Source organism: Amycolatopsis sp. 505 (assembly GCF_031625235.1).
In the GTDB taxonomy this organism is placed as follows: Bacteria; Actinomycetota; Actinomycetes; order Mycobacteriales; family Pseudonocardiaceae; genus Amycolatopsis.
The window spans coordinates 156,463-169,248 of sequence record NZ_JACKQP010000007.1 but is presented as its reverse complement, the minus strand read 5'-3'; the positions used below and the strand labels follow the sequence as shown (position 1 = coordinate 169,248).

The following is a 12,786-nucleotide window of genomic DNA, read 5'->3' as shown; positions in this document are numbered from 1 at the left end:
GAAAGGACCGATGACCTTGGACCGCATCACCCCGCGCCGCACCCGCGTGGGCCTCGTGTCCGGCGGGCTCGGCGCGTACTGGCCGCAGTTCCCCGCGCTGCTGCCGCAACTGGAGGCGTCGGCCCGGCGCGTTTCGGAGCGACTGTCCGAAATGGACTGTGAGGTGGTCGACGCCGGGTTCGTCTCCGACGCCCAGCAGGGTGCCGCCGCGGCGGAGGAGCTGCGGGTGGCCGGGTGCGACCTGATCGTCGGCTTCCTGACGACGTACCTGACGTCGAGCATGCTGGCCCCGGTCGCGCAGCGCTCGGGCGCGCCGGTGCTGCTGCTGAACCTGCAGCCCACCGAGGCGATGGACCACGAGTCCTTCGACACCGGCGCGTGGCTGGCCTACTGCGGCGCCTGCCCGCTGCCGGAGATGGCGAACGCGTTCCGGCGTCTGGGCGTCGAATTCCGCTCGGTGTCCGGGTACCTCGAAGACGCGCGGGCGTGGACGCGGATCGAGCGCTGGATCAAGGCCGCCGGGGTGCGGGCGGCGTTGCGGCACGGCCGCCACGGGCTGCTCGGGCACCTCTACCCGGGCATGCTGGACGTCGCCACCGATCCGACCCTCGTGTCGGCCCAGCTCGGCGGGCACGTCGAGATCCTGGAGGTCGACGACCTGCGGGTGCGCGTGGAGAAGGTCACCGACGACGAAACCGCCGCGCGCGTGGCGCTGGCCCGCGAAGTGTTCACTGTGGACGAGTCCGTTGTGGACGAGGACTTCGCCTGGGGTGCCCGGGTGTCGGTGGCCCTCGACCGGCTCGTCGAGGACTTCTCGCTGGATTCCCTGGCCTACTACCACCGCGGCCTCGACGGGGAGACGCACGAGCGGGTCGGCGCCGGGTTCATCCTCGGCGCGTCCCTGCTCACCGCCCGCGGCATCCCGGCGGTCGGCGAGTACGAGCTGCGGACGTCGCTGGCCATGCTGGTCATGGACCGGCTCGGGGCGGGCGGCTCGTTCACCGAGCTGCAGGCGCTGAACTTCCGCGATCGGGTGGTCGAGATGGGCCACGACGGGCCGGCGCACCTCGGGATCAGCGCCCGCAAGCCGCTGCTGCGCGGGCTGGGTGTCTACCACGGCAAGCGCGGCTGGGGCGTGTCGGTCGAGTTCGACGTCAAGCACGGGCCGGTGACGCTGTGCGGCCTCGGCCAGCGCCGCGACGGGACGTTCACGCTCATCGCGGCGGAAGGCACGGTCGTGCCCGGCCCGCTGCTGCGGATCGGCAACACGACCTCCCGCGTCGACTTCGGCTGCGACCCGGGGGAGTGGACCGACGCCTGGTCCGCCAGCGGCATCGCACACCACTGGGCACTCGGCACCGGCCACCGCGTCGCCGAGCTGACGGCGGTCGCGGACCTGCTCGGCCTCGAGCTGACGGTGGTCCGCCCGTGAAGCGAGTCGCGGCCGTCGACCTCGGCGCGTCCAGCGGACGGGTGATGGCCGGGACCGCCGGGCCGTCCCGGCTGGAGGTGGCGGAGGTGCGGCGCTTCGCGAACGGCGGTGTCCGCGCGGGGCCGGTGCTGTACTGGGACATCCTGGGCCTGTACCGGGAGACCCTCGCCGGGATCCGCGAGGCCGGGCGCCTGGACGGCGTCGGCATCGACTCCTGGGCCGTGGACTACGGACTCCTGGACGAGCGCGGCGCGTTGCTGGGCAACCCCGTGCACTACCGCGACTCGCGCACTGACGGGATCACCGTGCCGGTGCCGGATCGGGAACTGTACGACGTCACCGGGTTGCAGCAGCTGCCGTTCAACACGCTGTACCAGTTGGTGGCCGAAGGCGACCGTCTCACCGCGGCGGCGACCGTGCTGCTCATCCCGGACCTGCTGAACTACTGGCTCACCGGTTCGATCGGCGCCGAGCGGACGAACGCGTCGACCACGCAGCTCTACGACGTGCGCGCGCGGACCTGGGCCCGTTCGCTGGCATCCCGGGCCGGCATTCCGCCCCGCCTGCTCCCCCCGCTGCGGGATCCGGGCACGATCGTGGCCGAGGCCCCCGAGCTGTCCGGCGTGCCGGTGATCGCCGTCGCCTCACACGACACGGCGTCCGCCGTGGTCGCGGTGCCCGCGTCGCCGGGGACGAACTTCGCGTACATCTCGTCGGGAACGTGGTCCCTGGCCGGCTTGGAGCTACCGGCACCGGTCTTGAGCGACGAAGCCCTGGCGGCGAACTTCACGAACGAAGGCGGCGTCGACGGCACGATCCGCCTCCTGCGCAACGTGATGGGCCTGTGGGTGCTGTCGGAAACGCTGCGGACGTGGTCCGCATCGGACTTGCCCTCCCTCTTGACGGCGGCTGCCGCCGCACCCGCACTGGCGGCGGTGGTGGACATCGACTCGCCGTCTTTCTTGCCACCGGGCGACATGCCCTCCCGTCTCGCGTCGGCGTGCCGCGCAACGGGCCAGCGTCCACCGGGGGACCGGGCAGCGGTGGTCCGGTGCATCGTCGACAGCCTCGCCTTGGCCCACCGCCGCACAATCCGCGAGGCGGCCCGCATCGCCGGACATCGGGTCGACGTCATCCACCTGGTCGGCGGCGGTGCCCGCAACGAGCTCCTGTGCCAGTCGACGGCGGACGCGTGCGGGGTCCCGGTCCTGGCGGGCCCGGTCGAGGCGGCGGCGCTGGGGAACGTGCTCGTCCAGGCCCGGGCCCTGGGGGAGGACCTGCCGGACCTGGCGGCGATGCGGGCGTTGGTGCGCGAGACGCAGGAAATCCGCCGCTACGAGCCGTCGGGAACCGCGGACTGGGCCGCGGCGGAGGCCCGGCTGGGTTGACGGCTCCGGATTTCGGTGAGCAGTTCGCGTGCTTCGTGACGGCAGAGGGCGCTGAGGCGGGCCAGCGTCTGTGCCGCGTGGGCCTGGACGTGGCACGGGACCGTCCCGGCATGCGCCAGTTCCCGGCACACCAGCGCCGCAGCCTCACGATAATCGCCGTGCAGGGCGGACATCGCTGTGGCGGAGCGAAACCTGACTACGGGCGGTTGCGCCTGATCTTCGGCCATCACACGCAACGCGAGGGCAGCCTCTTCAGGCTCGTGCTTGCCGATGGCCTTGAGCACTTGGACCGCAGCCATGCCGTCCGTCTCGAGCCGACGGAGAAAGGCCAGGACCTCGTCGCGGGTGTCGGGCCGGATGTCGCCGAGCGTCCGCGCGGAGTAGGCGCGTGCCAGAACGGGCAACGTCTCGTCCGACATCATAGCCCGCAGTCGTTCCACCGCGAATTCGCGCCCCCGCGCGCCGAACGTCGCGAGCTCTTCGGCTGCGTATCGGCGCAGGGCAGGCCGAGATGCCGGATCTTCCGCGATAGCGGCGAGAACCCGAGCGCCCCGCTCACGGTCTTCGCACTGGTAGCCAGCCATGTCGCTGGCGGCCACCGCGCGCACAGGAGGGTGCGCCCGATCGTCATCGCGGATCGTCCGGATGTCGTCGAGCCGGTCGAGGGCCAGGAGAATCCGGAGCCGGAAGTGGTCCGTGAGACGGTGATCGCTCAGCAGCTGGTCCAGCCGGCGGCGGTCGGTCTCCGTGAGCGGTTCGGGGTCCAGTTCGAGCAAGAGTACTGCGGCCTCGAGCTTGCACCGCCATGACCGGCCTTCGCCGTCGAGCGTGGCCCGGGCGTCGGCGAGGAGACGAACCCTCCAGGCGTGATCGAGCTCCGCGAGAGCCAGGAGCCGTTGCCGCCGTGCGTGGCCGCTGCCGCCGAGCTCCGTGAGGAGTGCGATGGCCTCTGGGACCAGCCGGGGCGAGAGCCTGCCGAGCGCGGTCGCGGCCGCAACCCGGCTCGCCGTCGAGAACTCGGCACCGGCGAGCGCATCCCGGAGTTCTGCCTCGAGCTCGACCGCGATGACCCAGCTGTCCCAGTATCCGGCCGTCGTTTTCGACCAGGCGGAGACCGGTGCGGTGCGGTCGCCGAGGATGGTCCGCGAGACCGCCCGGAACTCGGCCGCCGGAAGCAGAGGGGCGGTCCTCTGCCGCGCGACGGCGGACGTCAACGGCGCGTGAACGGTGGCCCGCGCGAACGTGGCCAGCTCGGCTGACGGGAAGTTGTTCCGGGAAAGCCAGACCAGTACGTCCGCGCGTTCGGTGTCGTACAACCCTGGACTACCGGCCAGCCGCCGGAGGACAGCCAGCGCGTCCTGGTGCTGTGCGGGATCGAGCCGAGCGAGCAGGTACGCGGCCTCACCGCGATCGGAAGGGAGTTCGGTTTCGTCGTCGAGCATGCGCCGATGGAAGGCGATCGCGTCGTCGATCGTGGTGGGGTCGAGCTGCGCGAGCTGCATGATGGCTTCGGTTCGCCAGGTGAACTGAAGGTGGTCATCCTGGGCTTGCGACCGAAGCTCGGCCAGTGCCTCGTGCTTCGGATCGGGACCGCACGTGGCCAGGAGGTCCGCGCAAAGCTGGCGCAACCAGTGCTCGGCGTCCGAGGCAGAGGTGATCGTCCGCACCACCTCGGGCAGGTCCGCGCCGAGCACGACGAGCTCCCGGACGTAAGCGGTCCAAAGCCCAGGGCTGATGGCGTGCTGCAGGGCGATGATCGTGTCGAGGGCCGCCTCGGGCTCGACTCGCCGGCTCCGTGCCAGGAACATCGCTGCCTGGGCGCGGTGGATTCCGGTAGCCGACCCATCGGACACGAGGGTGTGCATCGCCGCGTTCACCCGGGGGTCGGGCACGTCCAGTGCGTCCAGCGCCTCGGCGGTTTCGCAGAGGAGTTCGGGGGAGGTGTGCTCGATCACCGCGGCAGCCAGCACGCCGGCCAGTTCGGCGCGTCGGCTGGTACTCACCTCGGAGAAGTCGTCCACCGCCGAAGCGAGTTCGCCGACCGGGACTTCGCGCCGGTTGAGAAGCTCGATGAGCCCGGCGACCGCCTCGTCGTGGTGGTCGCGCCCGAGGACCAGCAGACTGTGCGCGGCGGCCACACGATGCCGCACGCCCCGATGCCGATCGCTCAGGAGCGCGGCCAGCCGGGCGGCTGCGGCACCCGGATCGGAATGGCCGTAGAAGTAGATTTCCGAATCGTGTGCTTCCCAAGCCACTGCGTCCTGCGGACCCAGAAGTTCGAGAAGCGCAGCCGACGCCCGGTGCCGCAGGACCGTTCCGAGCGGCTGGAGGGCTCGCCAGGCCGACACGCGGGCCTGAGGATCGGTAGCCCGGCTGGAAGCGACTTCGAGAAGGTGCTGGATCGCCTCAGTGTGGAATTGCGGCCCGAGCCGGATGAGCTCGGTCCCGGCGCGAATGCGCAGGTCTGGATCCACATCCCGATTCGTCAGCTTACCGCGCAGGGCAAGCAGAGCCGGCGTCCGGTGTGGCTCGCCGAGGTCGGCGAGCCTGCCCCACGCCGTGGTGCGCTCGAAGTGCGCGGCACGGGGATGACCGGCCACCAGGGTGAACATCCGGGCAGCTTCCTCATGGTGCTCGGGCCCGAACTCCGTCAAGGCTGCGGCGAGCCAGAGCAGCGTGTTAGTTCTGGCTAGCCGGTTGGCGGAGACGTCATGGAGCAGATCGAGGGCGCGATCGCGGAAATCCGTTCCGAAATCGCCGAGAGCCCGGGCCAGAGTCACCCGCGAGGACGCACTGGCTCCCGGTCGCGAAGCCCACGCGAAGAGAAGTTGACCGGCTTCGTGCCGGTGCCGCGGCCCCAGTTCGGCGAGCTCCCGGGCGACGGACACGCGGACGTGATCGGGCCGCTGACCAACGAGCCTTGCTTTGAGAGCAGCAGCCGCTTCTCCGAGCTGCCGGGAGCCCAGCGACGCCAGGCTCGAAGCTGCGCGCCGGACGTCCTCTGCAGGGCTGTTTCGCCTGGCTAAGACGGCCCGGAAGGCTTTGGTGCAGCGCTCCTCGAATCCTCCACTGATTTCGAGGAGGCCGATGGCCGCTTCGAGCACGTACTCCTGCGGCGATCCCGGGTCGTCAAGAAGCCGGACCAGGGCTACGGTCGCGCGAAGCCGGGCTTCCGGGCCCAAACCCGCGAGGACGATCGCAGCGTCCCGGCACTGCGGCGCGGTTGCCACGGAGTCGGCCAGCACCGACAGCAGACCGGCCACCGCAGCCGCACGCTCACCGGTACTGCAGTCTGCCAGCGCAGCGGCGGCCTCGAACCGGAACTCTACCGGGATCGCTTCGTCGTCGACTACCGACTGCAGCAGCGCCACCGCGTCGAGACGCTCCGCGCCGTACAACCGGACCGCCATCGCCCGGCCCGCCTCGATCCGTGACTCCCACGGTGCTTCCTCGTCGCGCATGAGCTCGAGCAGCCAGTCAGCCAGGCCAGGGTGGTGCGCGGCCCGGCTCACCCAGGCGAGGATCACCTGCGCCGGGTACTGGGTGGTCATTGCCCACGCCCGAGCGTCGGCCAGGAAAGCGTCGGCGACCACACGGCTCGCCGGCGCATGCCAGGCGAGAAGTCGGGCCGCCAGCACTTGCTTGGCCGTGTTGCCGACTCCCAAGTACCCGATCAGGCGGTCGGTCTCGGCGGGCCGAAGCCGGGTGTAGTGCAACAAGACGAGCCGGGCGTGCCGCCCGCGCTCGACCGGACGGGCGGCGTGCAGGAGCCGGACGAACGGCCAGGCCGCCGGGTCGAACTCGTCCGGGAGTTCGCGGGCGTCCGCGGTCGCCGCAAGATGGTCGGCGAAGCTGTGGTGGAGGAAAGCGAGATCACCGCCACGGGAAACGAGTGGCCCGACCGTGGTGAGGTACGTGGTCAGCTCTTCGCGCCAGTGCGGGTTTCCACAGGAATGCGGGACGTGGGTGGTGGCCCAGTCCTGGGCCGCCGATTCGAGGGAGGTGTCCGCCCCGAGCCGCACCCGCCCCAGGTGTTCCAGGAGCGACTCGCGGTGCTCGTCCCACGAAGAGGCCGCGATTGGCCGGGCGAACCGCAGGTACTCCAGGTAGGCTTCGTAGAGTTCGTACCGGTTGTCCGGCAACCGCCGGTCGCTGTGCTGCTCGAAGATGATGGCGGCGATCGTGGCGAGCAACGGGACCCGGACCAGCTCGTCGAGGTTCGCGTCGTGGATCTGCCGCACAAAACGGTCCGGGGTGTCGTCTTCGACAAACCATTTCGCGGCGAACCGGCGCAAGGCATCCTCATCGAACGGCAGGAGTTCGTATCGCGCCGCGCTGGTTCCCTGAAACGCCGCAAGCGCGGCCCCGGCGATCGGTCGGGTCGTCACGACAATCCGGAGGTGGGCCGACGCTTCGTCGGAGGCCCACATGGCCAGCACCTTGATCAGCCGGTCCCGCCGGTGGGAATCGGCGACCTCGTCCAGTCCGTCCACGAACAGCAACCAGCGGCACCCCGCGATCCGCTCGCCGAGCGTCCGGGGCTCGATCGACGATGTCAGCAGCGCGCCGTACTCGGCTTGGATGGCTTCCGCCAAGGCCTGCGGAAACGGCAGGTCCAGGCGGGTCGCGAGTTTCGTGGCGGTCAACCGCACGGGGACCACTGGTTCGGCGAGCGGCGCGGACCCGTCCTGAGTGGCCCAGTGGGCGGCAATGTCGGCGGTTAGCTGCAGCGACAGCGTCGACTTGCCCTGCCCGGGACCACCGGTGACTAGCAAGTGGTCGTCGGCGTCGAGGGCGGCTTGCACCGTGCGCGACGGCGGGCGGACCACCATCCGGGAAACGGGCCGGGTGGGCGCCTCGACCAGTTGCCCCCGCGCATCGACCACGGGAAGCGGGCGCGTGGGTTCGGCAGGGCGGCTGTCCGTCCCGCTGCCGACCTCCTGGCGCACGTAAACGGCGGTCAGCGCCGGCCGCCGGGCCCCGGGTAGCCGGTACGGCAGATCCTCCGCGGACTTGGCCTGGGCCCGCAGCAGCGCTTGGACTGCCGTCGGCAGCTCCGGTAGATCATCCCACCTCCGCGGCGGATCGGCCGCCGGCTCCGGCTCCGGTAGGTCCGTGTTGACGTACACCGCGCCGTGGACCGTGCCGATCTGCAGGGCGGTCCTGACGTGGCCGTCGATCCGGTTGGACGTCGACGGTGGTCGGTTGTCCTTCACGGCTTCAGAGGCTGATGGTGTCGTGCCGGCCAGTCGCACCCTTGGCTGCCGGCGGAGCGGCGATGGAGACCAGGATCGGTTTGGGCATGGGGTCCAACGTAGCCGGGCAGGTCGTCCGGGAGCTACAGCTAGCTGTCGGAGACAGTGGGAGAGCGCTCTCACAGCGTGCTAGAAAGGACGGGTGACGACGCAGCCGCCCACCCTGGAGGACGTCGCGCGGGTCGCCGGGGTCTCGCGCGCCACGGTGTCGCGCGTGGTGAACAGCGTGCGCAACGTCGACCCGAAGCTGCGCGAGACGGTCGAACGGGCCATCGCCGACACCGGGTACGTGCCTAACCGGGCGGCGCGTTCGCTGGTCACCCGGCGCACCGGTGGGATCGCGCTGGTCGTGTCCGAGCCGGAGCGGCACGTCGAGGCGTTCACCGGCGGGGTGTTCGGCGACCCGTTCTTCGGCCGGGTCGTCGAAGGCGTGGTCGCGCACCTGCGCCCGCACGGGCTGCATCCGCTGCTGATGCTCGTCGACAGCGACGAAGAGCGCGAAAAGCTGGTGCCGAAGCTGCGTCAGGAACAGGTCAGCGGCGTCCTGCTGATCTCGCTGCACCCGGCGGAGGACCCGCTGCCACGCATGCTGACCGGCGCGGGCGTCCCCACGGCGTTGTTCGCGCGGCCGGCCCGGCCGGCGCCGGTCTGCTACGTCGACGTCGCCCACCAGGACGGCGCCCGGCTCGCGGCGGAAAGGCTTGTTTCGCGCGGCTGCCGGCGGGTCGCCACGATCGCGGGTCCGGCGGGCACCCCCGCGGGGCAGGACAGGCTGGCCGGGTTCCGCGACGCGATGGCCCGCCACGGCCACGCTTACGTCGCGGTCGCCGAGGGCGACTTCACCGAGCGGGGCGGCGAGCGCGCGATGGAGCACCTGCTCACCGAGGAGCCCGCGCTCGACGGGCTGTTCGTGGCCAACGACCTGATGGCCTACGGCGCGCTGACGGTCCTGCGCGAGGCGGGCAAGCGCGTCCCGGACGACGTGGCGGTGGTGGGCTTCGACGACAGCCGTGTCGCGCTCAGCTGCCGCCCCCGGCTCACGACGGTCCGCCAGCCGGTCGAGGAGATGGGCGCGGCGATGGCCCGGATGGTGCTCGACCGGATGGCCGATCCGGCCCTGCGCGCGGAGTCGGTGATCTTCGACCCGGAGCTCGTGGTCCGCGACTCGGCCTGACCGGTACGAGGAGCGGCTGCGCCGGGTGCTGGTCGGCTCGGGCACCACGCTGCTCAATCTCGTCCACCACCTGACCCTCGCCGAACGGGTCTGGTTCGGCCACCACATCGCGGGCGGCCCGGACCCCGGTGACGTCGGAGTGACCGTCCCGGACGGGGTGACCGGCCGCTGATCTGTCCGGGACAAGTTCCGCTCAGTGGTCTGGACATCGGCGGACGTGCTGTGCTCAGCTTTCCAACGTTGTAACGCCGCCGAGTCCCCTTCACCGGAACGGAGTTCCGCCGTGCGGACCAGAACAGCGAGAACCATCCGGCGGGCTTGCGCGCTCGCCGTCACCGGGGCCGCCGTCGCCGCGGTGACCGTCGCGACGCCCGCCGTGGCCGGGCCCGCGCGCCAGACCGTCACCGCCGGCAACGCCCGCTTCCAGGTGCTGTCGCCGACCCTGATCCGCACCGAGTACGCGGGCGACGGCCGGTTCACCGACGCCGCCACCTTCAACGCCGTCGGCCGCGGCGCCTTCACGCCGACGTCGTACACCAGCACGGTGACCGGCGGCGTCCTCACCATCCGGACGAGCGCCGCGACCTTGACCTACCGGCTGAACTCCGGCCCGTTCGACGGCGGCAACCTGGAAATCCGCACGAACACGGCGCTTGCGGCCCCCTGGCACCACCTGACCTGCGCGGTCGGCGCCCGCTGCGAGGCCGAGGACCTCACGGCCGACGGGCTCGGCGTCGCCACCGACCACACCGGCTACACCGGCGAAGGCTTCCTCGCCGGCTTCGAGAGCACCGGCAACTCGGTGACCGCGGACGTCCTCGCGCCGGCCGCCGGGACGTACTCGCTCACCGCGCGCTACGCCAACGGCCAGGGCGGCGACGGCCAGCACGTCACCCGCACGCTCAGCGTGAGCGTCGACGGCGGCGCGGCGCAGAAGCTCACCCTGCCCGTGACGGCCGACTGGAACGCCTGGGGCCTGGCCTCGGTCCCGGTCACCCTCGGCGCCGGCCACCACAGCGTCCGGATCGAGCGGGCCGCCGCCGATTCCGGCAACGTCAACCTCGACGGCCTGGCCGTCCTGACCTCGGGAGCGGCCTTCCCGCCGGCGTCGGCGCGCGCGTTCTCCGGCTGCCCCACCGGCGTGAGCTGCGAGGCCGAAGCCGGGCTCCGCGCGGGTTCCGCCGTCGTCGCGACCGACCACACCGGGTACGCCGGGCGCGGGTTCGTCGCCGAGCTCAACCGCGGCTCGACGCTGACCCACCGCGTCGCCGACGTGGCCGCCGACGGCACGTACCTGCTGCACGTCCGCTACGCCAACGGCACCGGCGGCGACGGCCGCCACGAAACGCGGACCGCGGCCGTCACCGCGAACGGCGTCACGCGCACCCTGACCCTGCCGATCACCGACAACTGGGACTCGTGGAAGAGCGCGTCCGTGCCGGTCGACCTGAAGGCAGGCACCAACGACGTCGTCCTCAGCTGCCCGGACGACACCAGCTGCCACGTCAACATCGACACCGTCGCCGTGACGCCGTCGGGTGGCACCGCGCCGGCGCCGCACCTCGCGCTCGGCGGCTACCGGCGCGGCCTCGACGGCGTCAACGGCGACAACGGCGCGCCGTCGACCACCGAAGGCCTGCTGCACCAGGACGGCTGGTACCTGCTCGACGACACCCCTTCCGCGCTGTACGACACGCGCACGCGCGCGGTGACGCAGCGGCCGTCCCACGGCGGAAGCCCCTACCAGGACGGCTACCTCTTCGCCTTCGGTCACGACTACAAGGCCGGGCTGCGCGACCTGGCGACCCTGACCGGGCCGCCGCAGCTGCTGCCGCGCTGGGCCTACGGCGTCTGGTACTCCGAGTACATCGACCGCACCGCGGCCGACTACCGGGACAAGATCCTGCCGCGGTTCCGCAGCGAAGGCGTCCCGCTGGACGTGCTGGTCACCGACACCGACTTCAAGGCGCCGGACACCTGGAACGGCTGGCAGTTCGACACCACGAAGTTCCCCGACCCGGCCGGCTTCTTCGCCTGGTCGAAGGCCCAGGGCCTGCACAACAACCTCAACATCCACCCCAGCATCATGGGCTCGGACCCGCAGTTCGCCCGCGCCCAGGCGACGGCGAAGGGCAAGCTGGCGAAGTCGAACTGCGGCACCGACTGCTACGTCTTCGACTGGGGCGACCCGGACCAGCTCAAGGCCTACCTCGACCTGCACGCCGGGATGATGCAGCAGGGCAACGACTTCTGGTGGCTCGACTGGTGCTGCGACGCCTCTCGCTCGAGCCTGCCCGGCGTCACCCCGGACGCCTGGATCAACCAGCAGTACGCCGACCTCGCGGCCCCCGCGACCGGCCGCGGGTTCGTCATCTCGCGGGCGTACGGGTCGCTGCAGGCGGGCGGCTACGGCGGCCCGACCGGGCTGGCGACCGGGCCGTGGGCCGACAAGCGCAGCACGCTGCACTTCACCGGCGACACGTCCTCGACGTGGGGCACGTTGCGCCTGGAGGTCGGCATCACGCCGGCGGAATCGGCGGCGACGGGCATGTCGGCGATCAGCCACGACATCGGCGGCCACAACGACACGACGGGCCTGCGCGGCAGCGAGACCTACACCTCCGGCGGCCAGCAGCGCCAGACGGTCAAGCTGCCGGACGACCTGTACGCGCGCTGGGTGCAGCTCGGCACGTTCCAGCCGATCGACCGCCTGCACAGCAACCACAGCGACCGGCTGCCCTGGCAGTACGGCGACGCGGCGAAGGCGTCGGCGACGAAGTTCCTGAACCTGCGCGAGAACCTGGTTCCCTACACGTACACGCTGGCCCAGGAAGCCGCGACGACCGGCGTTCCGGTGGTCCGGCCGACGTACCTGGAGTACCCGGAGGAGCCCGGCGCGTACGCGGCGGCCCAAAGCGAGTACTTCTACGGGCCGGACATGCTGGTGGCGCCGGTGACAGCGCCGGGCACGTCGGCGACGACGCCGGTCTGGTTCCCGCCGGGGCAGTGGACGGACTACTTCACCGGCAAGACCTACGCGGGCGGGACCACCCAGCAGGTCACCTCCGACCTGGGCACGATGCCGGTGTTCCTGCGCGCGGGCGGCATCACGGTGACCCGGACGGCCGACGTCGCCAACGACGTCCAGAACCCGCTGAACCGGGCGACGGTGACGGTGGCGCCCGGCGGTTCCGGGACGTTCTCGCTGTACGAGGACAACGGCGTGTCGTCGGCGCGCTCGGCGTCGACGAAGATCACCTACAGCGAGCGCGCCGGGGCGCACACGGTGACGGTGGCTCCCGCGCAGGGCTCGTTCCGGGTGGCACCCCGCGAGTGGACGGTGAAGTTCGTCGGCGTCGCGGCGGCTCCGAGCCGGGTGAAGGTGGGCAGCGGCTGGGCGCCTTCGTCGGCGTGGAAGTGGGACGCGGCGACGAAGACGCTGACGGTGACCGCGCCGGCCCGGCCGGGGCACGGCCCGGTGACCGTCACGTACTGAGCCCCCGGCGGGCGGAGCCGGATATGCCGTCGAGGCCACGG

Annotated in this window: 6 protein-coding genes; 5 read left to right on the top strand and 1 reads right to left on the bottom strand. The window is 71.5% G+C overall.

Translation table 11 applies throughout. The features are described 5' to 3' along the window. Nucleotides 1-10 precede the first annotated feature (10 nt). Complete coding sequence (locus H5965_RS25740) at nt 11-1,432, top strand: L-fucose/L-arabinose isomerase family protein (protein ID WP_310972817.1); 1,422 nt, start codon at nt 11-13, stop codon at nt 1,430-1,432. Nucleotides 1,433-1,476: 44 nt separating this feature from the next. Next, nucleotides 1,477-2,820, top strand: coding sequence for a rhamnulokinase family protein (locus H5965_RS25735; RefSeq protein WP_310973217.1), 1,344 nt, complete (start codon nt 1,477-1,479; stop codon nt 2,818-2,820). Here the strand turns inward: H5965_RS25735 and H5965_RS25730 are convergent. Continuing rightward, the gene (locus H5965_RS25730) at nt 2,766-8,036 is read right to left on the bottom strand and encodes an NACHT domain-containing protein (protein ID WP_310972816.1); all 5,271 of its coding nucleotides are present in this window, start codon (nt 8,034-8,036) and stop codon (nt 2,766-2,768) included. The genes H5965_RS25735 and H5965_RS25730 overlap by 55 nt on opposite strands. A gap of 181 nt (nt 8,037-8,217) precedes the next feature. Here H5965_RS25730 and H5965_RS25725 point away from each other — a divergent pair, with 181 nt between their 5' ends. From H5965_RS25725 to H5965_RS25715, 3 genes are all read left to right on the top strand, one after another. Continuing rightward, nucleotides 8,218-9,249, top strand: coding sequence for a LacI family DNA-binding transcriptional regulator (locus tag H5965_RS25725; protein ID WP_310972815.1), 1,032 nt, complete (start codon nt 8,218-8,220; stop codon nt 9,247-9,249). 16 nt (nt 9,250-9,265) lie between these two features. Then, nucleotides 9,266-9,421, top strand: coding sequence for a DUF664 domain-containing protein (locus tag H5965_RS25720; protein ID WP_310973215.1), 156 nt, complete (start codon nt 9,266-9,268; stop codon nt 9,419-9,421). Nucleotides 9,422-9,532: 111 nt separating this feature from the next. After that, the gene (locus H5965_RS25715; protein ID WP_310972814.1) at nt 9,533-12,745 is read left to right on the top strand and encodes a TIM-barrel domain-containing protein; all 3,213 of its coding nucleotides are present in this window, start codon (nt 9,533-9,535) and stop codon (nt 12,743-12,745) included. Nucleotides 12,746-12,786: the final 41 nt, after the last annotated feature.

What these genes read in the sequence shown, in the direction of transcription:
- H5965_RS25740 (WP_310972817.1), top strand. Translation starts at nt 11, where the DNA reads ATGACCTTGGACCGCATCACCCCGCGCCGCACCCGCGTGGGCCTCGTG.
- H5965_RS25735 (WP_310973217.1), top strand. Translation starts at nt 1,477, where the DNA reads ATGGCCGGGACCGCCGGGCCGTCCCGGCTGGAGGTGGCGGAGGTGCGG.